The sequence below is a fragment of the Bacteroidia bacterium genome, from assembly GCA_041391665.1.
Lineage (GTDB): Bacteria > Bacteroidota > Bacteroidia > J057 > J057 > JAGQVA01.
The window spans coordinates 986,951-1,013,536 of sequence record JAWKNO010000002.1 but is presented as its reverse complement, the minus strand read 5'-3'; the positions used below and the strand labels follow the sequence as shown (position 1 = coordinate 1,013,536).

The 26,586-nt window shown below is 47.3% G+C and carries 21 protein-coding genes and 1 tRNA gene; 10 read left to right on the top strand and 12 right to left on the bottom strand.

Annotated features, from left to right (window positions below):
- The 3 genes from R3D00_15855 to R3D00_15845 are packed head-to-tail and all read right to left on the bottom strand — an operon-like array spanning position 1 to position 3,148.
- On the bottom strand, positions 1-543 hold the full coding sequence (locus tag R3D00_15855; protein MEZ4774660.1) for a cob(I)yrinic acid a,c-diamide adenosyltransferase: 543 nt from the start codon (positions 541-543) through the stop codon (positions 1-3).
- Positions 544-554: 11 nt separating this feature from the next.
- Positions 555-1,163 carry a hypothetical protein gene (locus R3D00_15850; protein ID MEZ4774659.1) on the bottom strand — a complete coding sequence of 203 codons (609 nt, stop codon included), beginning with the start codon at positions 1,161-1,163 and terminating at the stop codon, positions 555-557.
- On the bottom strand, positions 1,160-3,148 hold the full coding sequence (locus R3D00_15845; GenBank protein ID MEZ4774658.1) for an acetoacetate--CoA ligase: 1,989 nt from the start codon (positions 3,146-3,148) through the stop codon (positions 1,160-1,162). Before R3D00_15845 ends, R3D00_15850 begins: the two co-directional genes overlap by 4 nt.
- A gap of 240 nt (positions 3,149-3,388) precedes the next feature.
- Here R3D00_15845 and R3D00_15840 point away from each other — a divergent pair, with 240 nt between their 5' ends.
- The 3 genes from R3D00_15840 (at position 3,389) to R3D00_15830 (ending at position 7,673) form a co-directional block, all read left to right on the top strand.
- Positions 3,389-4,399 carry a MoxR family ATPase gene (locus R3D00_15840; GenBank protein MEZ4774657.1) on the top strand — a complete coding sequence of 337 codons (1,011 nt, stop codon included), beginning with the start codon at positions 3,389-3,391 and terminating at the stop codon, positions 4,397-4,399.
- A gap of 68 nt (positions 4,400-4,467) precedes the next feature.
- Positions 4,468-4,541 (top strand) — tRNA-Arg (locus R3D00_15835).
- Positions 4,542-5,174: 633 nt separating this feature from the next.
- Complete coding sequence (locus R3D00_15830) at positions 5,175-7,673, top strand: tetratricopeptide repeat protein (protein MEZ4774656.1); 2,499 nt, start codon at positions 5,175-5,177, stop codon at positions 7,671-7,673.
- Between the two features lie 616 nt (positions 7,674-8,289).
- On the opposite strand, the gene R3D00_15825 is transcribed toward R3D00_15830, so the two are convergent.
- Entirely contained in the window at positions 8,290-9,309 is a 1,020-nt protein-coding gene (locus R3D00_15825) for a GntG family PLP-dependent aldolase (GenBank protein ID MEZ4774655.1), read from the bottom strand.
- A 155-nt stretch (positions 9,310-9,464) separates the two neighbouring features.
- Between R3D00_15825 and R3D00_15820 the strand changes: the two genes are divergently transcribed.
- A complete protein-coding gene (locus R3D00_15820) occupies positions 9,465-9,914 on the top strand; it encodes a PspC domain-containing protein (protein MEZ4774654.1) in 450 nt (149 codons plus the stop codon).
- A gap of 24 nt (positions 9,915-9,938) precedes the next feature.
- Positions 9,939-10,892: a M48 family metallopeptidase gene (locus R3D00_15815; GenBank protein ID MEZ4774653.1), complete on the top strand. Its 954-nt coding sequence runs from the start codon at positions 9,939-9,941 to the stop codon at positions 10,890-10,892.
- Here R3D00_15815 and R3D00_15810 read toward each other — a convergent pair.
- Entirely contained in the window at positions 10,855-11,574 is a 720-nt protein-coding gene (locus tag R3D00_15810) for a glycosyltransferase (GenBank protein ID MEZ4774652.1), read from the bottom strand. The two genes, R3D00_15815 and R3D00_15810, sit on opposite strands and share 38 nt — an antisense overlap.
- Entirely contained in the window at positions 11,564-13,858 is a 2,295-nt protein-coding gene (locus tag R3D00_15805; GenBank protein MEZ4774651.1) for a hypothetical protein, read from the bottom strand. The genes R3D00_15810 and R3D00_15805 overlap by 11 nt, the downstream gene beginning before the upstream one ends.
- A gap of 109 nt (positions 13,859-13,967) precedes the next feature.
- Here R3D00_15805 and R3D00_15800 point away from each other — a divergent pair, with 109 nt between their 5' ends.
- Together R3D00_15800 and R3D00_15795 are read left to right on the top strand one after the other, a co-directional pair.
- The gene (locus tag R3D00_15800) at positions 13,968-14,912 is read left to right on the top strand and encodes a DUF6263 family protein (protein MEZ4774650.1); all 945 of its coding nucleotides are present in this window, start codon (positions 13,968-13,970) and stop codon (positions 14,910-14,912) included.
- A 110-nt stretch (positions 14,913-15,022) separates the two neighbouring features.
- Complete coding sequence (locus R3D00_15795; GenBank protein MEZ4774649.1) at positions 15,023-16,096, top strand: N-acetylmuramoyl-L-alanine amidase; 1,074 nt, start codon at positions 15,023-15,025, stop codon at positions 16,094-16,096.
- Positions 16,097-16,105: 9 nt separating this feature from the next.
- On the opposite strand, the gene trkA is transcribed toward R3D00_15795, so the two are convergent.
- A complete protein-coding gene (trkA, locus tag R3D00_15790; protein ID MEZ4774648.1) occupies positions 16,106-17,446 on the bottom strand; it encodes a Trk system potassium transporter TrkA in 1,341 nt (446 codons plus the stop codon).
- Between the two features lie 212 nt (positions 17,447-17,658).
- On the opposite strand from trkA, the gene R3D00_15785 reads away from it, so the two are divergent.
- The gene (locus R3D00_15785) at positions 17,659-17,895 is read left to right on the top strand and encodes a DUF2281 domain-containing protein (protein ID MEZ4774647.1); all 237 of its coding nucleotides are present in this window, start codon (positions 17,659-17,661) and stop codon (positions 17,893-17,895) included.
- On the opposite strand, the gene R3D00_15780 is transcribed toward R3D00_15785, so the two are convergent.
- From R3D00_15780 to R3D00_15760, 5 genes are all read right to left on the bottom strand, one after another.
- Positions 17,888-20,071 (bottom strand): glutamine synthetase III, encoded by a 2,184-nt coding sequence (locus R3D00_15780; GenBank protein ID MEZ4774646.1) that lies wholly within the window; start codon positions 20,069-20,071, stop codon positions 17,888-17,890. The genes R3D00_15785 and R3D00_15780 overlap by 8 nt on opposite strands.
- Before the next feature lie 4 nt (positions 20,072-20,075).
- On the bottom strand, positions 20,076-20,711 hold the full coding sequence (locus R3D00_15775) for an NADPH-dependent F420 reductase (protein ID MEZ4774645.1): 636 nt from the start codon (positions 20,709-20,711) through the stop codon (positions 20,076-20,078).
- Positions 20,712-20,771: 60 nt separating this feature from the next.
- On the bottom strand, positions 20,772-21,413 hold the full coding sequence (locus R3D00_15770) for an SDR family oxidoreductase (GenBank protein ID MEZ4774644.1): 642 nt from the start codon (positions 21,411-21,413) through the stop codon (positions 20,772-20,774).
- A 70-nt stretch (positions 21,414-21,483) separates the two neighbouring features.
- Complete coding sequence (locus tag R3D00_15765; GenBank protein ID MEZ4774643.1) at positions 21,484-22,584, bottom strand: AAA family ATPase; 1,101 nt, start codon at positions 22,582-22,584, stop codon at positions 21,484-21,486.
- Between the two features lie 27 nt (positions 22,585-22,611).
- Positions 22,612-23,679 carry an aldose epimerase family protein gene (locus R3D00_15760; GenBank protein MEZ4774642.1) on the bottom strand — a complete coding sequence of 356 codons (1,068 nt, stop codon included), beginning with the start codon at positions 23,677-23,679 and terminating at the stop codon, positions 22,612-22,614.
- Between the two features lie 123 nt (positions 23,680-23,802).
- On the opposite strand from R3D00_15760, the gene R3D00_15755 reads away from it, so the two are divergent.
- Both R3D00_15755 and R3D00_15750 read left to right on the top strand, forming a co-directional pair.
- Positions 23,803-25,053 (top strand): Gfo/Idh/MocA family oxidoreductase, encoded by a 1,251-nt coding sequence (locus tag R3D00_15755; GenBank protein ID MEZ4774641.1) that lies wholly within the window; start codon positions 23,803-23,805, stop codon positions 25,051-25,053.
- Positions 25,054-25,122: 69 nt separating this feature from the next.
- Positions 25,123-26,571, top strand: coding sequence for an arylsulfatase (locus tag R3D00_15750; protein ID MEZ4774640.1), 1,449 nt, complete (start codon positions 25,123-25,125; stop codon positions 26,569-26,571).
- The last annotated feature ends 15 nt before the right edge of the window (positions 26,572-26,586 follow it).

Here is a 26,586-nt window from a genome sequence, read left to right as displayed (position 1 = left end):
TCAACCGTTCCAGGTTATTTCGGGTGCCTTTGTAGAATGAGAAAAAAAGCGACTAAGGACAAACAGCCAGTCAGACAGCCGGTTGAGATACGTGATAATCACCGGTGCCACTGGTGACTGGGAATCCAGTTCTACTACCCTGCGTTCTGCGCGCCGGCAAACGGTCCGCGCGACATGTGCCGTAGAATTGGCGGGATGCCCGCCCGGAAGCACAAAGTTTTTTAAGGGGGGCAGACTTTCTTCCATTTTGTCCATCGACAATTCCAACAGTTGGATATCGGCTTCTGTTATTTCGGGTAGCTTGAAAACAGATTTGTCCGGATCACTTGCCAGAATGGAACCAATGGTAAACAGGTTGTTTTGTATCTGGCGAATCTGCGAGACAAATTCCAGCGCAGGCGCCTGGTCGCCGACCAGCCCCATCCATGCGTTGAGTTCGTCCAGGGTGCCATACGCCTCTATCCGCAGATTTGCTTTAGAAACCCGGGTTCCACCCAACAGAGAGGTTTCGCCTTTATCGCCTTTTTTGGTATATATTTTCATCGAAATTGATATTAATTTTGTTTTATACTATCGATGCCAGCTTGCACCTTAAAAGGAACCGCCACCGAATCGGCCAGATATTCCGGCAGGGTATTTACAAAGTTGAGGGTGATTCCCTTTTTATTTTCAGCGAGCAGCAGCCGCACTTCCATTTCCGGGGTATATCGCGTGCCCGCATTCCAGGAGTAATCTCCATAAGTACCGCTGTATATCCCGTAGCTGCTGTTGAAATAGGTTTGAATTTCGCTATAAAGCTGGGCGGTCTGCACCTCATCATTGAGCGAAATATTTGCAACAATAGAAGCTACGCGTTCCTGCGACCGTTCATTGCGGATATTATCAGAGTAATAATCCACCAGCATAGTTGTCGCGGAGTCAATGGGGATAAAATAACTGGTACCCAGTTTATCGTCATGTTCAGGCCTATTGGGCAATTCTACTTCCCTTACATGACTCATCATATCGCCGATATTGGTCCCGCGGAAAGTAGCAGAATCATTGGCAAATATATGCCGGAACAGAGCCGAATGTGAAGAAATCTGGTCATGGCAAGCCGTCAACAGCAAGCCTGAAAATATGCCGAAAGCAAGGAGATATGGTGTACTTTTCCTCCGGATCATCGGTTTTTATATGTGTTGGCAAATTGCACAAAATAATCCAGTGAATCAGGATTTTTCATCGCATCTTTACTGGCAACCTGCGGAAGGGGCGTTCCCATGAGTATTTTTTTTACGGGTGTTTCCATCTTTTTTCCGCTGATTGTGTAGGGGATTTCATGGGTTTGGAAAATCGCATCCGGCACGTGCCTGGGGCTAAACTGGGTTCTCAGGGCCTGGTTGATCTGGCTTTTCAGTGAGTCTGTCAGTTCCACCCCATTTTCCAATACCACAAAAAGCGGCATAAAAAACTCCCCGCCTTCTTTTTCTATGCAGATCACCATACAATCCTTCACTTCCGGAATACTCTCCACCGCCCGGTACACCTCGCTGGTTCCGATTCTGACTCCCCCCCGGTTGAGCGTTGCGTCCGACCTTCCGTAGATGATTACAGTTCCGCGTTCCGTGATTTTAATCCAATCGCCGTGTCGCCATAAGCCAGGATACATGTCAAAATAACTGTTAAAATATCGCTCATTTCCGGGATCGTTCCAGAAAAATATCGGCATGGAAGGCATAGGAGAAACAATGACCATTTCACCTAATTCACCAATAACCGGTTTGCCCGACTCATCCAGTGCAAGGACATTTGCGCCCAGCATTCTGCATTGAATTTCACCGGAATATACCGGAAGATTCGGCGAACCACCGACAAAACCGCTGCACACATCCGTCCCGCCACTCAAAGATATGAGCCAGAGGTTTTGTTTTATGGCGCGATAAATCCATTCGAAGGCTTCAGGCGGCAGAGGCGAACCGGTAGAACCCATAGATTCCAGATACTGTGCCGCCACCGAATCGCGAAGATCCAAACCCGCTTTCATACAGGCTATATAAAATGCGGCTCCTGCCCCAAAATGGTTCACTTTTGCCTTGCCTGCAAAATCCCACAGTACATTCAGGTCGGGATACCCCGCAGAACCATCGTAAATGACGACAGTCCCCCCCGTAAGCATCGCAGCAACCGAGTAATTCCACATCATCCAACCAGTTGTAGAGTACCAGAAAAAACGGTCGCCGGGTTTTACATTCTGATGAAGGCCGAGGGCCTTGACGTGTTCGAGCAAACACCCCCCAACACTATGCGTAATTGCTTTCGGTTTTCCGGTCGTTCCGGAAGAATATAAAATCCACAAAGGATCGTTAAAAGGAATGCGATGAAACGACAACGGAGGAGGATTGCCGGAAAATGTCGCTGACCACAGAACCGAATCAGAGATATTTTCAGGAGCGGAATTCTGATTAAGGTAAGGCAGGAAAATCAGTTTTTCAACCGAAGGCAGCGCTTCAACCAGTTCTTCAACAGCTAACATCCGGTCGTGAGATTTGCCATTGTAGCGGTAACCGTCAGCGGCAAATAATATTTTAGGCTCGATCTGAAAAAAACGATCGATTACACTGGCTGTACCAAAATCAGGCGAGCAGCTTGACCAAATGGCTCCCAGCGCATTGGTAGCGAGAAAAGCAATTATCGCTTCAGGGACATTGGGAAGGAAAGCAGCCACACGGTCGCCGGGAACTACCCCCGACTTTCGCAAAAAATCAGCCATTGAGGCCACTTTCAGCGTTAGTTCGTCCCACGAAATTTCAACCAAAGGAGAATTTTCCGATTGAAAGATGATTGCGGGATGGGATGGCGTCTGATTTCGGAAAATATGTTCGGCATAATTAACCCTTATCCCCTCAAACCATTTTGTGCCAATCATGCCTGAGTCTGGAATATCTGTTACCCTGCTGTAATTCCCCGCATAAACAATTTCAAAAAACAGAAACACAGACTCCCAGAAATCAGAAGGAGCCACGACCGACCACGCATACAGTGCATCATAATTAGCGAATTCAAGCCTTTTTTCGGCTTTAAGCCATTCAACAAAATCATACATACGCGATGACCGAAAGAACTCCACAGAAGGAGACCATAGCGGCGGAATCAGGGGCGATTGGTTCATACCACAGAAAATTTGCAAAAATCAAAAGGTCGGCAACATTTACCACCAGACCAGTTTCAAAGGTAAAAAAATCTAAGGCCGTCTCAAACAAAACCAAAGATTATGACCGAACATGGCTTAATTATTGCCGCAATCCCTGAAACATGCTAAAAATCTCGCAAAGGTTGGTTAATTTTGAGAGAAATAAAGGTTCAGCATGTATTGAACCAGGTAACTAATCGAAGAAAAGAGGAATTGTCAATGAGTCTATTCACGGAAAAATCTTTTCAGGGCAAAAGTGCGCTGGATCCTGCGCTCCAACGGCAAAGAGAAAAAGTAAATTTGCTGCTGAAAGAGATGGAAAAAGTAGTAATTGGTCAGCAGAAAATGGTCAACCGGTTGTTGATTGGGCTGTTTACCAATGGTCATATTCTTCTCGAAGGGGTACCGGGACTGGCCAAAACCCTTACGATCAGCACATTGGCAAAAGCGCTGAAGCTGGACTTCATGCGCATACAGTTTACCCCCGATTTGTTACCCGCCGATTTGATCGGCACCCTGATTTACAACCAGACTACAGGGAAATTTGAAGTCAAAAAAGGTCCCATATTCGCCAATATTATTTTGGCAGATGAGGTAAACCGTTCCCCTGCAAAAGTGCAGAGTGCATTGCTCGAAGCCATGCAGGAACATCAGGTATCCATCAGCGACCAAACTTATACCCTGGAGCAGCCATTTTTGGTCATGGCTACCCAAAACCCCATCGACCAGGAAGGTACCTATCCGCTGCCAGAGGCCCAGGTGGACAGGTTTATGATGAAGGTATTTGTCTCCTACCCAACCAAAGAGGAAGAAAAAGCCATTATGCAGCGGATGGCCAAAACCAGCCGCAAACATGATATTGATGAAGTATTTTCCAGGGAGGACATATTTGAGATCCGCCAGATCGTTGACGACATCCAGCTTTCCGGAAAGCTGGAGGATTATATCATAGATATCATCATGGCGACCCGATATCCGGAGCAATACGGCATCCCGAAATTGCAGGAGTATATTGAATTTGGCGCATCGCCGCGCGGAAGTCTGGCATTAAACCTGGCGTCCAAGGCACATGCCTTTTTGCAGGGGCGGAGTTATGTACTGCCCGAGGACATCAAGGCCATTGCTCATGACGTACTCAACCACCGGATCATCCTCAACTACGAAGCAGAAGCCGAAGAAGTGACGTCTGGCGACTGTATCGACCTGATATTGAGAAGTGTAGAAATTTGATCTGCAATTTTTCAGCAAAAATTTTATTATTACAGATTCACCAGCTATATTTGTGCCCACATTCAGTAGCACACATAGCTCAATGGATTAGAGCACCTGACTACGGATCAGGAGGTTGAAGGTTCGAGTCCTTCTGTGTGTACACCAAAATCCCTTTCTTTTCCGAGAGGGATTTTTTTTTTGGAAAAATTTTAACCAGAAGGGAAACGAAGGTGGATGTTTTTTTTGTGTCCCTTGTGATTGCCTTTGTGCCCCTTGTGGTTCCTTCCTGGCAAAACAAAGAATAGTCTTTCAATATTTTTAATCGACGATTTACCCAAAGCGGATAAGCCACGAATGACACGGATTTACACGAATGGTTTTTGCGCTGATTTTCGTGGTTATTCGTGTTATTCGTCGCTGACTTCATCAAGCCAAATCATCAATAGCCACGAATGACGCGAATTTGCGCGAATGGTTTTTGCGCTGATTTTTGAGGGATTCGTGTTATTCGTGGCTGACTTCATCAAGCTAAATCATCAATAGCCACGAATGACGCGAATTTACGCGAATGGTTTTTGCGCTGATTTTCGTGGTTATTCGTGGGATTCGTGGCTGACTTCATCAAGCCAAATCATAGATAGCCACGAATGACGAGAATTTGCACGAATGGTTTTTGCGCTGATTTTATAGTAGTCATATAATTTGGCCGGGAATCAACAAGCACCTCTAATCCCCAACTATTTTGCCAAAAATCAGAAATTTCGCTTATATTTCAGAAAGATAAATAGTTTTCATGCCTGATCCATCACACACCGGAAGCGGAGACAATGTCGGAGGAGATAAAAAACAAATCGACCGCCAAATTAATATGGGGGACAATAGTACCTATATTGAAAAGATCGTTTATCCTGGCGACCGAAAAATCCCCCGCCACCTCACTACTCCACCCTTTTTGTCTGAAGTTTTTATCGGCAGGGAAAAAGAGATGGAAACCATTCGCAAGAAACTCTCCTCCGGCGCCGGGCTGCTTCTCCTTGTCAATGGCCGGGGTGGGATTGGCAAAACTTCGCTCGCTTCGCGGTATTATCACAAGTTTCAAGCCGACTACGCCCATACCGCCTGGCTGCTGAGTGAGTCCGGCATCGCTTTTGCCCTGCTTCGACTGGCGCATTCACTCGGGATTACCTTTGAGGACCGGATGCCGATTGACGAACGCCTCGACCTCCTTCTCGCCGCTATGGCCGAACTCAACCGCCCCTGCCTCCTGGTCATCGACAACGCCAATGAGGTCGAAGACCTGAAAGAAAACTACCTCCGCCTCTCCCGCTGCCGCAACTTCCACCTCCTGCTGACGACACGGGTGTCGGATTTTGAACAGGCGGAGACCTTCCGTATCGAAGGCCTGCCCGCTGCCGAAGCACTGGCACTCTTCCAAAAATACTACCCCAAACACCAGCCTTCGGAAGATGGGCTGTTTGAGCAGATACGCACCGCCACCGGCGGCAATACCCTCGTCATCGAACTCCTGGCCAAAAACCTGGCCCTTCTCAACAAACTCAAAACCCGATACACCCTCTCCAACTTGCTGGCAGACCTGCAAAGCAGAGGCGTACTGGCCCTGAGCCAGAGCCGGGCGGTGCGGACAGGCTACCAGAGTAAGGACGTACTGCGGGAAGAAAAACCCGAAGCCATCATCGAAGCCATGTACGATCTGGGAGGTCTGAGCCGGGAGGAAGTGGCCCTGCTTTCGATATTTGCCGTCCTGCCTGCGGAGCAGATCCCTTTGGCTCAACTGGAAGTCCTCTGTCCCGGTCAGACAGAACTGGATCAGACGCTGGTTTCCCTCAGCCAAAAAGGCTGGCTCGAATACAACGAAGAAACCACCTCCTTCAAAATCAGCCCCGTCGTACAGCAGATCACCCGGAAGAAAAATACAGACCTGTACGAGGATTGTAAGGGAATGATCGGGGTGTTGCTGGAAAAGCTAAAGTATGAAGGTGGCATCAGTCATCTGGTCAATACCACCTACGAAGAAGCAGCCCTTTGGGTGAGATATGCCGCAGCCGTGGTAGAGGGGTTGGAAGCGCCTTACCATAACACAAGCATTCTTTGTGAGCGGATGGGAGCCTATTTCACTGCCACCGGGGATTTGATTCAGGCATTGGCTTGGTTTGAAAAGTATGAAGAGATTTCCACCCGCCTTTGCGAAAGCGATCCGGAAAATTCAGACTTTAAAAACGGACTGGCCATTTCGTACTCTAAATTAGGCAACACCCACACCGCACTCGGACAACTCGACCGCGCACGCGCTTTCTACGAAAAAGACCTCCAGATTTCGAAAGAACTCTATGAGGCCTACCCCAACAACGTGTCCTTTAAAAACGGACTGGCCATTTCGTACAATTTCTTAGGCAACACCCACACCGCACTCGGACAACTCGACCGCGCACGCGCTTTCTTCGAACAATACAACCAGCTTGAAAAAGAACTCTATGAGGCCTACCCCAACAACGTGTCCTTTAAAAACGGACTGGCCATTTCGTACGCTAAATTAGGCGAGACCCACACCGCACTCGGACAACTCGACCCCGCACGCGCTTTCTTCGAACAATACAACCAGCTGGAAAAAGAACTCTATGAGGCCTACCCCAACAACGTGTCCTTTAAAAACTCACTGGCCATTTCGTACGAAAAATTAGGCTCCACCCACACCGCACTCGGACAACTCGACCGCGCACGCGCTTTCTTCGAAGATGAAACACAGCTGTTTGAGCAACTCTATGAGGCCTACCCCAACAACGTTTCCTTTAAAAACTCACTGGCCATTTCGTACGAAAAATTAGGCGAGACCCACACCGCACTCGGACAACTCGACCGCGCACTCGCTTTCTACGAAGATGAAACACAGCTGTTTGAGCAACTCTATGAGGCCTACCCCAACAACGTGGAATTTAAAAACAATCTGGCCATTTCGTACGAAAAATTAGGCGAGACCCACACCGCACTCGGACAACTCGACCGCGCACTCGCTTTCTTCGAACAATACAAACAGCTGGAAAAAGAACTCTATGAGGCCTACCCCAACAACGTGTCCTTTAAAAACGGACTGGCCTTATCTTATCAATGGTTGGGATGGTTTCATAAAAACAAACTCCAGAACATACCAAAGGCAAAAGAATATTATCTGTCTTCTCAAATACTGCTTGTTGAATTATCCGAAGCTTTTCCTGCTTATGTAGAATTTCAGAAAAATCTCAACTGGGTGCAAAATGCCTTGAAGGAGTTGGAGTGAATTGGCGGATGAGACAAGTTTAACCACAAGGGACACGAGGGATTCACGAAGGGCACTAAGGTGGATGTTTTCTTTGTGTCCCTTGTGGTTGCCTTTGTGCTCCTTGTGGTTCCTTCCTGGGAAAACAAAGAATAGTCTTTCAAGATTTTTAATCGACGATTTGCCCTAATCGGATAAGCCACGAATGGCACGAATTTGCGCGAATGGTTTTTGCGCTGATTTTCGTGGTCATTCGTGTTATTCGTGGCTGACTTCATCAAGCTAAATCATAAATAGCCACGAATGGCACGAATTTGCGCGAATGGTTTTTGCGCTGATTTTCGTGGTCATTCGTGTTATTCGTGGCTGACTTCATCAAGCCAAATCATAGATAGCCACGAATGACGAGAATTTGCACGAATGATTTTTGCGCTGATTTTCGTGGGCATTCGTGGGATTCGTGGCGGACTTCATCAAGCTAAATCATCAATAGCCACGAATGACCCGAATTTACGCGAATGGGTTTTGCGCTGATTTTCGTGGTCATTCGTGTTATTCGTGGCTGACTTCATCAAGCCAAATCATAAATAGCCACGAATGACACGAATTTACACGAATGGTTTTTTGCCTGACAAAGTTATTTTATCCCCGCCAGCGCCTCCTCGGCGCGGGTTATCGCGGCGTCGTCTACGTCGAGGTGGGTGACCATCCGTATCCAGTCGTTGCCGAAGGAGGAAACCCGTATGCCTTTTGCTTTGAGTGCATCAACTACTCCATCGCGGGTGATCAAAGTTGTATCCGGGCGGAAAACAACGATATTGGTCTCCACCGGCAGCAGTTCTGCCACCCAGTTCAGGCGGCTTAGGGTTTCTCCCAGCCTGGCTGCCCTTCTGTGGTCGTCTGCCAGGCGGGCGATATGTTGATCGAGTGCGTAGATGCCCGCCGCAGCGAGATACCCTGCCTGGCGCATCCCGCCGCCAAACATCTTCCGCACCCTGATTGCTTTTTTGATGTCGGCTTTACTGCCCAACAACAGCGAACCTACCGGCGCGCCGAGTCCTTTGGATAAGCAGACAGACAGGGTGTTGACATACTGTCCGTAATCTTCTGCTTTGTCGCCGCTGGCGACCAGGGCGTTGAAGATGCGCGCACCATCCATATGCAGGCGAAGTCCGTGCCTCCGGCACACTTCGCTGATCGCCGCCACCTCCGCCAGGGTGTAATAACTGCCGCCGCCCTTGTTACAGGTATTTTCCAGTGAAACAAGTGCCGTCGGGGGAAAATGGATATTTTCAGGATTGATACTGTCTTCGACCTGCTGTGGAGTCAGCCGCATACGGTCGCCGGGCAACAGCCGTACCGATGCATGCGAAAGCGCAGCTACTCCCCCGCCCTCATACAGGTAGATATGGGAATACTGATCGCAGATTACCTCTGTCTGTGGCTGGGTCGAGATGCGGATGGCAATCTGGTTGCACATGGTTCCCGACGGACAAAACAGGGCTGCCTCCATGCCAAACATCGCGGCAATTTTCTCCTGAAGGGCATTGATGGTGGGATCCTCGCCAAACACATCGTCGCCCACTACGGCTTGAAACATGGCTTCCTGCATGGCCGGGGTCGGACGGGTAACGGTATCGCTTCTGAGATCAATCATAAGGAAAAATAAAATAACCAGTTCGCATTTTCCGTCTTTGGCAAATCTGGAAAGTCTTTAACCAAAGAATGAAAACGGCTGTATAAGGGCGGTAAAAATAACTAATTGGTCGAATTTTTTTGCACTTACAGTCTAAATCCGGTAATATTCCAGCTATGAGACGAATTGACCCTATCTCCAAGAAAAAAGGTTCATTCCTGGCAAATCTCAAATTGCCATTCAAAATCCCCGCACCCAACCCAAACGCTAAACTCAAAAAAAAACGCGGCAGCTTGACGGGGGTTTGTGCAGGCCTGGGCGAATACTTTGGGGTGGAACCCATTATCTTCAGACTGATTTTTATTGTGACTAGTTTCTTTTCGGGGATTGGTCTGCTGGCATATCTGGGTTTGTCGATTTTCCTTCCTATGGAAGGAGAAGACAATCAGGCTACCGATGGCAGGTTTCGTCTCAATAAACGCCCGAATATATTTGACGATGGGATCAATTACCGTAAATTCGAGGCAGATGAATCGCCGGAAGAATCACTGGCCGTATGTCCCAAATGTGATACCGTCAGCAAACCCAACGCACGCTTCTGCCATAAGTGCGGAGAGCGTTTGTAATAAAGAATAACCGTCATATAAATCATGTCCCGCAAAATCCTCCATGACCTCCTGACGTATGAATACGAACATCCATTTGACAGAGAATCCCTGGACCGACTGGAGCGCACACGGGGACTGGATCTATTGACTCAGAAGATTCTGGATTATGGATTTGAAAAATATCTGTTGATTAAACATACCGGAGGCAATATCCGGGTAACTGGAAAAAATATCCCTGAGCTGCACAATTTGCTCAAAGAAGCCTGTCGCATAGTCGAAATGCCCAATGTGCCGGAATTGTATATCGAACGGGAGGATAAAATCACCGCTTTCACCAGCGGGGAAAAAAGGCAGATTATCGCCATCAGCAGTGGCGCCATCGAGTCGCTGACTGACGATGAAATTCTTTTTCTTTTTGGACGCGAACTGGGCCATATTCGCAGCAACCACGTCCTGTACCGAATGATCGCCGAATCGCTCCGTGTGGTAACCCAACTCATCAGCGATGTTACCCTGGGTGTAGGCAACCTGCTCTCCATGCCACTTCAGATGGCCCTGATGCACTGGTACCGGATGTCGGAGTTTACCGCAGACCGGGCCGGACTCCTCACCTGTCAAAATCCTGAAGTTGCCGCAAGTGCACTCATCAAAACCGCCGGTTTACCGGAAAAGTATCAGGGCAGAGTTTCTACCGAAGATCTGCGCTTGCAGGCTGCCGATTTTGACGGAATACCCGAAAATACTTTCGACAAGCTGATTCGCTTTGCCGCCGGGTACGAAAACCCTGAGCCATTTACCATTATCCGCGCTTCTCAATTGTTTCAATGGATTGATGCGGGCGAATATCAGCGGATTATGAACCGCGAAGTCGTAGCAAAAGCGCTAAAAAACAAAGGTCTTTGTCCGGCGTGTGATACGCCTTATTCCGCTGATGAAAATTTTTGCCATAAGTGTGGTACTAGGCTAGCGAGCGCAACACAATCCGTAGAAAATTAGTCCCTTCTCCGAGCAAAATCCGCATATTCACCCGGCTAAATACGACGCCTTCGCGCAGCTCAACCTGAAGTGGGGTGAGTTTGAGATTTTTTTGCCGGGAAGCCAGAAAAATAAATTCAAGGTCGGCCAGGTAGCGGTTGATCGTTGTCTGAAGGAAAATAGCCCGGCCTGAGGCGTTAAACCCCTTCAGTCCACACTGGGTATCGGTAATCGGAATGCGGAGAAAATTGCGGATCAGAAAACGTAGAAACCGGGAAACTTTCACCCGCATGGGCGGCAGTTTGTCGTAATAGTTCTGGTTTTTGATGCCTACGGCAATGTCTGTTTCCCCGCCCGACAATACGCCATAAATTTTCACCAGACTTTCCATCGTATAAGGAAAATCGAGGTCAGTAAATATGCTGATAGCTGCATCTGACACGGCCATTCCCTGGCGAAGCGCATACCCTTTGCCGCGATTGACAGAATAGGAAATGTATTCAAATGCCGGCAAGGCCTCGCGGAGTTTTTCAATCGCTGCCGGATCGATGGGAGAAGGCGAACCGTCATTCACCAAAATATAACGGATATGCACCTCCGGAAGCCGGGTTTTCAGTTCTTCGGCGGATGTGATAATCCTCCCAGTCCAGTCTTCCCGTGGATGAAAACAGGGAAGGATGATATCGAGTTGGTTAACGCTCAAGGTAAAAATTGTTGTACATCAGCGACTGTCCGGGTATTTCCCGGAACACGTCCGTATTCTCCTGCCGGATGAGGAATGACTCTGCCTCCGGATATTTGTCTTTCAGCCAGAATTCCACCCGGTTGCCTGCGGCTTTTGGTTGAAAAGTGTATTCCACCATCATCCAGTCTTTGTAAATGACTTGACCAAACATGGTAGCGATTTGCTGGTAATCGACCTGATTTCCGGCATGGTCATATTCTCTGTAAAAAAATCCGGGGAAACCCGATTCCTTCGGATCGACCCGCATCCAAAGCGAAACATGCAGCCTGCTGTCGGAGGGAATAGTATCGTTAAACAGCCAGAGCGGATCACTTTCATTTCCCCGCAGCGTTTCAGCGCCAAATGGGCTGTGTTCATTCTGGTCGTAACCATTAAAATACACCCAGCTTTCCCGGGTTGATTTATGAACCGGACCGTCGGCAAACAGGAGGCTGTCCTTTTCCGCGGCAAATCTTTTTTCCACTTCCCCCCACCGCGTAGAAAGGCTGTCAAGCTCCAGCCGGTAAAGGGCAAATCGGTCTTCGGGGGTAATCCGCACCGCTTTTTTCATCAGATTTTCTTCGCCTGGCGATAGTTTGACTCCCGATTCAAAGAGAATCAGCAGCGGTTTGCGGTTGGGATAATCGGCGAGAATGGTTTTTTCTATATAATCCCCGCTGAAAAGCTGAATCAGTTTTTCTGACTGGGAAATGGAAGTTCGCGACATGCTCCCACATGCGATTGGAAGCCCCAGGTTGTACGCCAGCTTAAAGACCCGGGCAACCGTACCATCGGAAGGCGGGTAAGGCACAAATTTCTCCGAACCGGTGTTAAAAGCGGGAATTGGCAATACAGCCTGAAAATCATCAGGATTTCCCCCTGCATCAGCCAGCCATTTTGCAAAGTCAGGTTCAACATTGGCCAGCACATTATCGCCTTTGGTTTTTAGCGCCACATCCGCATGGATTTTAATATGAATGGCCGCTTCCCATAACCAGAAAAACAAGGCGGTCACCACAATGGATATCGCAGAGAGACGAAGCCCTTTTTGGGAAAATCGCCGGAAGATCATATATACATACACTGCAGCATATACAGTGAATGTATAAAAAAACACCCAGGCAAACCGCCCCAATGATCGGAACTGCCGCAACGGCGTCAACACATCGAGCAGCCATTCGAGATGCCAGCGAAAAGGCAATGCCATAGAAAACAACAAGATCAGAAACCCTGCCCAAAAGGCTACGGCCAGATCACCCGGCAGCGCCGGCCAGAACATCCGGTCATACCGAATCTGCCAGCCGTACCGTACGGTGCGGAGAATTGTCATCACGCCAATCACAGTCGCCAGCATGCCGACATAAGAAAACCCCTCCACTTGTGGGCGCGGCGTTTTAAAAAACCAGTGCCAGCCGTCCCACAACGGACCCTGTACCGGAAGAAATACACTTTCCCAGTATGCGCGATAGAAGAAAAATCCGGAAGGATTGTCAGGCCTGTCACCAACGGTATCCGTCAGTGCCATGAAAGTCTGGAAAATTACCAGCGGCAATAACAGTCCCAGCCCGGTTTTTATCAGCGAAAGGATCAGCTCAGATCGGTTTTTACGGCGGCTGAAAGCAAATACAGCCATATAAGCCCCGGTAAACAGAACCCCCATCAACAGATAATACGCATGTACGCCGCCAGCAAGCGTTACGGTCAGCAAAGCGCCAGCAAAACCCAGCCAGGGGCGCGGGCCCGTTGTGCCGCGAATCAGCAGCCACCAGAGCATCGGAATATAGATAGTATAAGCCAGCGCATAATGACCGGCAAAACGGTGAATCTGCGGAGACAGGCAGGCGATAATGATCGCAACCGGAATGGCGTAAACCGCGGGCATCAGAAAATGCCGGAGAATTTTATACAGAAAGTACATACAACCCACCAAAGCCCCCAGAATAAGACCATTCATAATACCCACAGTATAATCCGCCAATGGGAAAATGTGATTGTCAATCAGGTTGAGGAGCCAGGATATAAGCGGCTGATTGTCAGTATAAAGCACGTGCTCGCCAAAAGGATAATTCATCCCCGAAAAATGCAGCCCTGTGTCATACTTCAAATACCAGGCAGGCGTGAAATAATTCTTCAATCCGTCCTGAGATTTACCCAGAAGGTAGTTGTTGGGGTTGCGCAAAATCTTCAAAAAGGCCTTATCCAGAATCAGGTAACCCAGACCCAGGAGAACAGCAACAGAAAGATATGGCTTTAACCTTTTCACAACAACAGCTAAACTTTGCGCCAAAAATAGTATTTATCCGCAAACAAACCGTTTTTACAAACATCTTTATCACCCGGTCGTAAACGCCATATAAATATATCCAGACATTATGCAAAAAAAATCTGTTGTAACCATTGTTTTCTTTTTGCTCCTATCTTCTGCTTTTTCTCTTTTTGCACAAAGTGTTTCCCCATCAAAGATCAAGTTAAGGCTCAACCTGGAAAAAAACGACCATTTTACGATAAGCTATTTTGCCCATCAGGATATCAGTCAGGTGTTGATGGAAACAGAACAAAATATCAATCAGACCATTGGCATGTACTATACCTACGATGTACTGGAAGCCGATGCCAAGTCCTATGAAATCAAGGTTACCTATTCGCGGGTTATCTTTAACCAGGACGGCGTCACGGGCAGCACTCGTTTTGATTCAGACAGTATCGTCGAGACTGTGCCTCCGGCAGCCAAAGGTTTTGCCGCTTTGGCCGGACAATCTTTTTTCATGACGATAACACCTATGGGAGAGGTGACGGAGGTCAAAGGGATTGATCAGATGCTGGATAATATGCTCGTTTCTTTTGAGGGGCTGGATACCGAAACCCGCCAATCACTTTCCACCTCATTAAAAAATCAGTACGGAGACGAAAACACCCGTGCCACAATGCAAAATCTCATGGCTATTTATCCCCGGAAAAAGGTAGGCATTGGGGATGAATGGACCCGCGTAACGACCATTAATCAGGGATTCCCGATCACCATGGAAACCAGTTATAAAGTAAAAGCCCTTGATCAAAACCAGGCAACGCTCGAAGTGTTTTCCAAAATGGCTTCCAACCCGGATGTTCCGATGGAGATGATGGGTATGCGGCTTGCCTACCAACTGGCAGGTTCACAGCAAGGGGAAATACTCCTCAACCCCCGCAACGGATGGACAATCAGGACGTCGATCAACCAGGATTTAAGTGGAGAAGTGAATCTCACCAGTGATCTATTGCCAGAAGGGCAGCGCTGGCCTATTACCATGGTTTCAGAGTATGAGATCATAACAGAATAAAATACCCATTCGCAGATTTTGAGGATTTTTTCAAAAAAAATGTAAATTGACGTAGGCTTAGGGTAATATTTCCTACCTTAGGTTATGCCCCCACCACAAAAACTATCCTCATGCGTATTAATTCCCTTTCAGAATTAGAATCCAAATTCCGGACACCAGAGACCAACAAAGGCTTCAAACTCGACTCTTTTTCCATCGCTGTGCCTGGCGAGTCAAACCTTATGTTGAATGCGACACTGGCAACCCGGAAAGATGGTTATCGCGATTTTTACGAAAGCGAAAAGTGCGATAAAGACAAGGTGGTCATCCACTACACGGTCGGGCATGTTTTAAGCGATGTCACCACCCTTTCCCCAAGGCCGGCTACCGGGAGAACGCGTCTGAGTGTCGCCTATGTGATTGCCCGGGACGGTACGATTTATCAACTTTTCCCCTCTCACTACTGGTCCTATCACCTCGGCTCTGAAGCTTTGGGCGGAAACAGTATCGGAAGCAAAAGCTCTATCGGGATCGAATTATCCAACTTCGGCCCGCTGACATTAAGCCCCGATAAAAAAACCCTGGAGACGGCCTATTCCCGGGTAAAAGGAAACCCGGTAGATACCTATTGTGCGCTGACTGATGCAGACCAGTATATTAAGCTGGATAAGCCGTACCGTGGGTATCAATATTTTGCGGCCCATACCGACAAGCAATATGACAGTTTGATTATATTGGTTCGATACCTCACCAGTTTATACAACATCCCTCGCGAGTTTATCGAAGAAAGTAAGCGTTATGAAGCAACGCTGGAGAACGCGCAATTTAAAGGCATTACTACCCACGTCAACTTCCGCACCACGGGAAAAACAGATATAGGCCCTGCATTTGACTGGAAAAGGCTGATAGATGGAGTAAAAACCGCACAATATTTACCATTGGGAAGTGTCAAATTTGGCACAATGGCAGCAGCCGCTATGGGTGGTGCCGCAGCAGCTTCAGGCCTCGCAAGCGCAGGTGTTTTTGGTTCTTCTGCTGTTTCTGGTCCCCCCCCTTCCAAATTTCCCGTGTACCAAAACGAGGACGAAATGGAAAAAGCGCTGATCCCCCCCCTGGCAAGATCAAAAGGTATCTTTTTTGACGAAGATTTTGGTCCGGCGCCAGAGGAAGAAATGGAAGTGGAAGAGAGAAACTGGGTGGAATAAACCACCCTTTTATTTAAAAAACTTCTCAACTTTGTGAACCGCAGAAGGAAGGGTGAATACCACCACCCGATCTCCGCTTTGGATAAAGGTATTTCCGTCGGCAATAAAGCTATCTTCTCCCCTGACTACACCGGCGATAATCGCATCGCGGGGAAACTGAAGCTTTTTAATGGGAATATCAGCAATTTCACAGTCTTTATGGACGATAAACTCCAGCACTTCGGAGTCAACGCCATGCAGGCTGGTAAGCGCGGTTACCTGACCTTCTCTTACGTAGCGGAAAATATTGTTTACCGTGATCATTTTTTTATTAATCAGGGTATCAATTCCAATGGTCTGCGAAAGGCTGATATAATCGATATTTTCCACGAGGGCGATAGCGCGTTTCACACCATGGTTTTTGGCGACGAGACAGGAGATAATATTGGTCTCAGAATTGCCAGTTACCGCGACAAAAGCGTCCATTTCCTCAATTCCCTCCTCTTCCAGAAACTGCACATTGCTGCCGTCACCGTGAATGATCATCGCATGGTCAAGTTCTTCTGCCAGGCGATAGCATTTATTTTTGTCAATCTCAATCATCCGCACTTTATAATTGTGCTGCACATAGCGGGCAAACTCCCGGCCAATGAGACTGCCACCCAAAATCATGATTTTCCGGATATCTACCTTTTCTTTTCCGGCGAGGTCCATCAGCTTATGGGTATTTTCAGGATGAGTAATAAAATAAACGTGATCGTTTTTCTGAAATACCGTATCTCCCCGCGGGATCAGCGTTTTGCGGCCACGCAAAATTGCAACCACAGTAAACTTCACATCCGTATCTATCTTAACTGATTCGATCAGATTCATCCCAATAAGTGGTGCATCTTCCTCTAAAACCACCCCTACGAGCGACAACTTCCCCTCTCCAAATTCGAAAGAATCGGTAAGTGCGGAAAACTCAATCAGGCGATGGATTTCCTGCGCAGCGAGGTTTTCGGGAAATACCATCGAATCGATACCCAGTTTCCGCAGATCCAATTTTTCCTTATCTGTCTGAAACTCAGGGTTGCTGATTCGCACAATGGTCCTTTTGGCGCCAAGATGTTTGGCAATAATTGCAGTAGTAATATTGGTCTCCTCCGAAGAAGTAGCGGCAATCACAAGATCTGCCCCATTTACCCCCGCCTGCTCCAGCAATCGTATGGAAACCGAATTTCCTTTCAAAACCCCGACATCTATATGTGACTCAGCATGCGAGAGCCGCTCTTCCACTTTATCTATCAGGATAATATCATGGTCCTCATGAGACAACTTTCGGGCAAGGTGAAAGCCGACTTCTCCAGCTCCTGCGATAATAATTTTCATTATGATTTTCTCTAATAATCAAACAGGCTGCAAAATTACAAGATAAACCTGAGATTTACGAACGTAGGTGATCACCGACATTTTACTTCAGGCATTTCATCCGACAAAGATGACCATTCGCGCAAAAATCGATCAAAGGAACGCTATTTTAGCGTTTCTTCGTGGTAAGAAATGCTTCTTGTAACCCATATTTTTGAACCCTATAATACGTCATGGATAATTTGAATCTCGAAATTCTTGCTAATATCCAGCAATTACCGCCTGAACTTCGGGAAAATGTATCTGACTATGTCAGTTTCCTCCTCTTTCAAAGAGAACAAGCCAGAAACAAACACAAAGAACCGCACTACGTTGCTGAGATTGATAGCGGAGCCGGAATATTTTTGTTAGATGAGAGTCTGGAGGAACCTTTCAAACTGTACAAACAGTTTAAATCTGATATTACCTGACAAATAACATTTCCCGGTATTTGGGAAGTGGCCAGTTTTCATCGGGCACAAGTCCCTCCATCGCGTCTATCTGTGCGCGGATAAGGGCAAATACAGGAACGACCCGTTCGGCATAGGCTTGGGCGATCAGGCGGGTAGAATTTGTTTTTGCAGCAAAAGCTCTGGCTTTATTCATTTCCGCTACTCCGCTTATGACGGCATTGATTTGTTCGCCGAGTTTTTCGGCGAGCTTTTCCTGTGAAGCTACAGCCACTGGAGAAATATTCACTGCACGGGCACGGGCGATATTTTTAAGCAACTGGCCCTGATAGTTAACTGCTACAGGCAGCAAACTTGTCATGGCTAATTCTTCGATAATATCTGCCTCAATACGCACTTTATTAAGGTAGTTTTCGACTAATACCTCGTGGCGGGCTTTTAATTCATCGGCAGAAAAGACCTCTGCCTCAGTGAAAAGCTTTACTACTTTTTCTTCCAGCAATGCATCCAGTGCGTGAGGCGTAAACCGTATGTTCTTCAGGTTTCGTTTCCCTGCGGCTTTTTCCCATTCCGGGCTATATCCATCACCTTCAAACCGGATACTTTTACTGGTTTCGATATACTCGCGAATAATGTCGAGAATTGCCGCCTCCTGTTTGCGTCCCCGATTGATCTTGCTCGCTACACGCTGAACAAAATCCTGCAACTGTGCTGCGACGATTACATTGAGGATGGTCATCGGTGCCGAACTGTTCATAGCAGAACCCACGGCCCGAAACTCAAATTTATTACCAGTGAAAGCAAACGGAGAAGTTCGGTTGCGGTCAGTATTATCGATGAGCAATTCAGGAATTTCGCTGATGCCCAAATGCATCAGTTCGCTTACATGATCGTTTTTTTTCCTTCGGGGAGGATTTTCAATGTCGTTGAGAACGCGGGAAAGCTGGCTGCCAATAAACACCGACATAATAGCCGGAGGCGCTTCGCTGGCACCCAGACGGTGGTCATTGCCGGGAGAAGCAATACTTGCCCGCAGGAGGTCTGCATATTCATGTACAGCCTTGATGACTGTCACGAAAAATGTCAGAAACATAAGATTCTCTTTGGGGTTTGATCCGGGGGCCAGAAGGTTTTTCCCGGTATCAGTCATCAGGGACCAGTTGTTGTGTTTACCGGAGCCATTCATTCCGGCGAATGGCTTTTCGTGCAGAAGTGCTGCCAGGTTGTGTTTTCGGGCGGTACGGTCTATGAGATCCATTACCATCAGGCCATGGTCCACCGCCACATTAAGATTTTCAAACTGAGGCGTACATTCAAACTGAGCGGGAGCGACTTCATTGTGTCGGGTACGCAGAGGAATACCATGCCGGTGGCATTCCTGTTCCAACTCATTCATAAAAGCAAAAACACGCTCCGGGATAGAGCCAAAATAATGGTCATCGAGTTGCTGTCCACGGGCAGAAGCTGCACCAAAAACGGTTCGCCCGGTAAGTATCAGATCAGGGCGAAGGTCGTAGTAGCAGCGATCAATCAGGAAATATTCCTGTTCAATGCCGAGTGTAGGAGAGACATGTCTGACCTTTCGGTCGAAATAACGGCAGACTTCTGTGGCCGCCTTATCGAGCATCCTTATGGAGCGAAGCAGCGGGATTTTATAATCCAGCGCCTGCCCGGTATAAGACACAAAAATGGTGGGAATACAGAGGGTTTTTCCGTAGGTAGTTTCAAAAATAAAAACCGGGGAGCTGCAGTCCCATGCTGTATAGCCCCGGGCTTCAAACGTCGTGCGAAGCCCTCCACTGGGAAAAGAAGAAGCGTCTGGTTCCTGCTGACTGAGTTCGTCACCAGAGAATTTATCGATCGGTTCGCCGTCCGATATCTCCAGAAAAGAATCGTGTTTTTCTGCGGTTCGACCAGTAAGCGGCTGAAACCAGTGGGTAAAATGCGTAGCCCCTTTGTCAAGAGACCAGGATTTTATGGCATTTGCTACCGGACCTGCAATTTTCCGATCCAGCGTTTGTCCCTGTTCAATGCTTTCTTTGAGCGAGCGGTACACCTCTTCGGAGAGGTATTGTTTCATTTTTGCCCGGGTAAACACATTCTCCCCAAACAATTCACTGGGCCGGCGTGACTGGTCGGTCGGTGGCACAGGTTGCCTGGTCTGGATCAGATGAAGCGCTCTAAACCGCGGGTTCATACGCCTAGTCCCGCTTCAGGAGTTTGAAGGCAATTTCACTGCCCATTCCCATATTATTGCCGAGGCGAACGATCAGCACCGCCATAGGCTCAAGCAGGCGGGCGCTGCTAAGCGGGCCACAATCGACGGGTTCAAAACCAGTAGCTTCAATTAATCTGGCAACAGACGCCTTCGCATCGGCATCATCTCCGCAGTAAAACATAGAAGCATCGTTGGGGCCAAAATATGGACCGTTTGCAATATGCTGGGCAAAAGCGGTATTGTATGCTTTGACTACCCGGGCAGCAGGGATCATTTTTGCGATTTGCTCTGCAGCGGAAGTGGTAAACCCGATGGCGAGTTCTGCAGGATTGCCCATAATCAGAGGGTTTGTACAATCTACGACCACTTTTCCCTGAAAACTATCTGAATTGCGCAGCACATCCTCAATAGACTTATAAGGTACTGCGAGAAAAATGATTTCTCCGTAATGAATGGTACTGGCTACCGTGCCTCCCACGGCGTTATGCTCCATTTCCCCGGCAGCTTCATTGGCTCTTGCCAGAGAATGAGAGGCAAACATGACTTTATAACCTTTTTTTGTAAGGGCCTTTCCCAGGGAAAGACCTATGTTTCCGGTTCCGATAATGCCTACTTTCATATATTTGGGTTCAATTCGCGAATGGATAAATATAGGTGGGAATGATCAAATTAAAAATAGCTAGAGATCTAAAGGATGTGCTATTCCAACTCTTTTCCTGAGAAATTTGTTTTCCGTCATTTCCGCAGTAATAAAATCAGCGACATCTTCTACGGAGACTTCATTTCGGGTACGAGGGGGATAATAGTCTGCTTTTACAACGTATTTCCCGGTTCGGTCTCCATTATGCATAAACGCCGGAGCGACCAGCGTCCAGTCCAGATTGCTTGCAGCCAACCCTTCATACACCCGCTGATGGTCCATGGATATGTTTTGCAAATTGGGAGGGAAACTCAGACTTTCCATAATCAGCAAATCTTCGGTTTCCTGCAAAATACCTGCGCCCGTAATCGTCAGCAGCCGCTTTACCCCTCGCTTCTCCATGACACCTATGATATTTTTAATACCTGTAGAGAGGAGGGTAATCGGGCCGCCAAACTGGCGGATGCCAATAACGGAAAGTACAATATCCTGTCCCTGCACCCCTGCATCAATCAGGGAGGGATACAAAACATCACCCGTCACAAGTGAAAGGCGAGGATGCTGGATGGGGTAATCCTCCATATTGCGGGCAAATGCAGTTACATCATGCCCTTTCTCAAGTGAATATTCGACGAGCAACCTTCCAGCTCTTCCTGTTGCCCCTATGACGAGAATCTTCATGTAAAAATTATACTATAATTTCCCGGTTAAAAATTTGCACTAAATAAACAAAAAGCCCTTATAAAACCAGTTATACCCCCAGAGATTCCATAATTGGGGTAAGATTTATATGTGTTTTAAACAGTTCGACCGCTTTCCTCACTTTCCAGGGGGTGCGTGTATTGATCTTAACCTCAATTCTGGAGATTTTCATTACCACTTCATATGTATCCATCATAGAGCGAAGAACAGGAATTTTATGGTCCTCAAAATACTTATTATATTCTTCCGAAGGCTCTCCCTCACCTGTGATAATAATACCGCTCAGCGGAGACTCATCGGTATCCATCAGTCGGGTGACCTGGCTGAGTTTCCGCAAGGCATCTTCTAGTCTTTTGACACTTACGACCAGAAGCTGATTGTTAAAATTTTTCAATTGTGTCAAATCTATCAATGAGCCGGCAATAATATCTTTGACTTTGTTGTCCAGATATCCTTCGTTTTGTGTAACAGTCGCACCAATTCCTTTTACAATGGTGCGCATGATAATTTGCCCCAATTCTTCTTCATAAGGCAAAATACCGAGGAGCGGCAAGCCGCGTTCCTTGAGTACCTTGCCCACATAGTACTGAATTTTATCTATTTTGGAAGGCAGCGCCTTGTTGATAATCACCCCAATGACCGGGATTTTTTTCTGCTCGAATACAGAGAGATTAAGATCCAGCGAATCAATCGTTTTGCCTATACCGGCTTCTACCACCATGATCAGCCCTGCGCGCAGCAGCTTCGCTACTTTTGCGTTGGAGAGTCCGACGACACTTCCGACACCGGGGTGTCCGGTCCCTTCATAGACCATGACATCATAGTTTTGGTTCAGGATTTTGGAAGCCTTCAAAATCCGGTTGCCATAATTGTATTGCCGGGGGTTGTCGATGTATGCCGTAGTTGCCCCGTCGCCAAGTATCACGGGGCTATGCAATTCCGGCACAAGGTCAAAACCCATCACGGTAGAAAAAAGTAAGGCATCTTTATCAGCCCGGCTGGAACCCACATCAATATATTGCTGGCCGACGGGTTTACAATAACCCACGTTAATTCCGGAATCCCGGAGAGTGGCCAGCAGCCCCAGGGTAGAAGTAGTTTTACCTACATGCTGGCTGGTAGCCGCAACGTAAATCTGTTTTGAAAACATAGGGCAAACATTTGTTTTATCAGTACCTTATTTTTCAGTTCCAAATCCATAAATAGTTGTACTCCTGTACATTTCGCCAGGATTTAAGACAGTGGAAGGAAACGCAGGCTGGTTGGGGGAATCGGGGAAATGCTGGGTTTCCAGACAAAAGCCTGATCGGTTCTGATAGATAATCCCATACTTGCCGGGCTTACGACCCTGAAGGAAATTCCCTGTATAAAACTGTACGCCAGGCTCTGTGGTGAATACTTCCATTACCCTGCCTGTATATTTTTCGGTTACCCTTGCGACAAGCGCCAGCTCGTCTTCCTGATTGTTGACCACATAATTATGATCATAACCATTGCCAAATCTGATTTGTTCATCCTGGCTATGAATTCTCGCGCCGATAGGCATAGCATGAGAAAAATCCAGTGGCGTACCTTTTACGGGCCGAATTTCTCCCGTGGGGATCATTACGTTACTTACCGGCGTAAACTGATCAGCAAACAGCTGAAGTTCATGATCCAGAATCGCTGTGGCGCCACAATCTTTCAGATTGAAAAATGCGTGGTTGGTAAGGTTGATGACCGTAGTCTGATCGGTTTCCGCTGTATAATCGATCCGCAGTTCATTCTTTTCTGTCAGGGTGTAGGTCACCTTCACAGATAAGTTTCCGGGATATCCTTCTTCGCCATCTTTGCTGATGTAACGAAGAATGACTCCGGCTCCAAGGTCGTTGGAAAATGGTTCGGCATCCCATATATGAGTATCAAATCCTTTGAGTCCGCCATGTAAATGATTGGGGCCATTGTTGACCGCCAGTGGGTAAGTTTGACCGTTTAAGGAAAATTTCCCGCCGGCAATCCGGTTTGCATATCTTCCGACAATACAGCCATAAAACGGGCGGGTAGCCTCAATATCTGCCAGATTATCAAAACCAAGAACAATATCGCCAGGGTTTCCCTCCCGGTCAGGAACCTTTAATGAAATAATTGTCCCGCCGTAATTGGTAAGGGACAATTCTGCACCCATCCTGTTTCTGAAGTGAAACAAATGCGCTTCCCTTCCATCTCTGGTTTTCCCAAATGATTGTATATCTCCTGCACTTTTCATAATAGTTTATTCCGAAGCTGACAAATATAGAGAATCCCCCGCGTTTTCACATTTTATGACCAAAGTCTTATATTAAAAATCATAATGTTTTTATCTTAGGAATCAATCTTGATAAAATTTACTATGAACGGCTCGAGAAGAAAATTTTTAGCAAATACTGGCAAACTTGCGGCCACCGCAGGATTATTAACAAGTGGATTAGGTTCCCTTGCCAGTGAATACCCCTTTACGTCCAACCTGAAAAGATTTGGACCAAATGATACCATTCGCCTCGGTATTATCGGTACTGGAGGCAGGGGAACAAACCTGATGGAATCCATCAATGAAATTCCCGGGATGGAAGTGGTTGCTTGTTGTGATATCCTGCCTTTCCGGCTCGAAAGTGGAATGGCCCTGGCAGCAAAAGGTGCCAAAGGGTATGACAATTATCACAAAATGCTGGAAGACAATTCGTTGGACGGCATCATTATCTCTGCCCCGCTTTATCTTCACTTCGAAATGGCCAAAGCTTCTCTGGAAGCGGGGAAACATATCTACTGCGAAAAAACCATGACCTTTACCATTGATGAGGCAAAAAAACTGGGAGAATTGCTAAAATCAACTGATAAGGTTTTCCAGGTGGGGTACCAGCACCGGTATAATCCCATCTACAAAAAAATCAATGACGTCATCCACGGCGATGAATTTGGGCCTCTTTCACATATTGAATGTTACTGGAACCGTAACGGCAACTGGCGCAGGCCTGTTCCTGACCCACAATTTGAGCGAATCATCAACTGGCGGATGTATAAAGATTATTCGGGCGGCCTGATGGCAGAATTATCTTCGCATCAGATCAATGTTGTCAACTGGATGCTCGATGCAAGCCCTGTGCGGATTATGGGAATGGGCGGAATTGATTACTGGAAAGATGGAAGAGAAACATTTGACAATACCCATGCGATTTTTGAATATCCGGATGGTGTTAAAGCCAGTTTTACCTGCCTGACGACCAATGAGGAAATGGGTTTTCAGATGAAGTTTTACGGTAAAAATGCCACGATCCGACTGATCCGTGCGGAAGGTTATCAGGCAACTGTAACGATAGAACCCGCATATCTGCGGCAATTCAAAGAAGAGAAAAAGCTCGATGCCGTTTCTGCAGCTTCGCCAAAGTGGGAAGCCGGAAAACCCATGCCTTTGTACCAGACTGAGCCGGGTAAAGAAGACAGTGAACCAACGAAGGAAGCGCTTGCAGGTTTTGGTGTGTGTATCAGGGAAAACAAAACCCCGGTGGTAGGTTATGAAAGTGGCAGAAAAAGCGCGATTGCAGTAGCACTTGCCAATAAGGCGATATATTCAGGGGAGATTTTGAATTGGAAAGATTATGTTTAACGCGATTTTTTGCCGATAATTGGAAACCGGTATCAAATGCCGGTTTTCAATTCCCCTAAAATCTTTTGTATGCTTTTCCTCAATAAATCATTTTTGGGTATCACGGCCTTCATCCTGCTAATATTCAACTTCGCCTGTCAGCCCGATTCTGAAACTACTACAACTCCCCCCCCTAATATCATTTTTATATTGGCCGATGATCTGGGATATGGCGACCTCAGTTGTTATGGGCAGAAAAAATTTCAAACACCCAATCTGGACAAGCTGGCCGCAGAAGGTATCCGCTTCACGCAACACTACGCAGGAGCAACCGTATGTGCACCTTCCCGATCCTCCCTGATGACGGGCCTCCACACAGGACATACATTTATCCGCGGCAATAAAGAAGTTCAACCTGAAGGGCAATGGCCCCTGGCAGACAGCATTTTCACCCTGGCCGAAATGATGAAGGCGCAGGGATATGTTACGGGTGCTTTCGGAAAATGGGGGCTGGGTTATCCCGGATCAGAAGGAGATCCCAATCGCCAGGGATTTGATGAGTTTCTGGGCTATAATTGCCAACGGCTGGCCCACAATTACTATCCCCGGTATCTATGGCATAATCAAACACAGGTATCGCTACCGCAAAACTCCGGCTCCTTTACAGGATTATATGCACCGGACTATATTCAGCGTAAAACACTTGAGTTTATAGAGAAAAATAAAGACACTTCCTTTTTCCTGTATGTTCCCAATACTATTCCGCATGCCGAGCTGCTGGTGCCAGATTCTTTAATTGCATTGTTTAGGGGAAAACTTCTTCCCGAAACACCCTTTATCGGAACCGATGATGGCGAAAACTATCGCAATGGGCCTTACGGCTCTCAGGCAGAACCCCATGCAGCTTTTGCTGCAATGGTTTACCTGCTCGACAAACAAGTGGGCGAAATTATGGACAAACTGAAATCTGCGGGCATTGACGACAATACGCTGATCATTTTCACTTCAGACAACGGGCCCCATGTGGAGGGAGGAGCTGACCCCGACTATTTTGACAGCAATGGCCCGCTCAAAGGCTATAAGCGAGATCTGTATGAGGGCGGGATCAGGGTTCCGGCAATCGCCCGATGGCCGGGAAAAATAAGCCCGGGAACTACCACAGACCATATTTCGGCCTTTTGGGATCTGATGCCGACACTGGCAGAAATTACCGGGGCACAAGTCCCGCCAAACATCGACGGAATCTCCTGGTTACCCGCGGCGCTGGGAAAAGGCGAACAAGCAGAGCACCCGTATATGTACTGGGAATTCCATGAAAAAGGCGGCAGAGTCGCTATCCGAAAAGGAAAATGGAAAGCCATAAAATACGACTACATTGCCCGACCTGAAGCGGCATTTGAGCTCTATGACCTTAGCCAGGACATTGGAGAAACCCAAAATCTGGCAAACGCCCATCCCGAAATACTTTCAGAAATGGAGACGATTCTGAAAAACGCGCGGACAGACTCAGAAATATTTTCTTTCAACAAAGGAAAATAGCTGCTATTGCGTAGC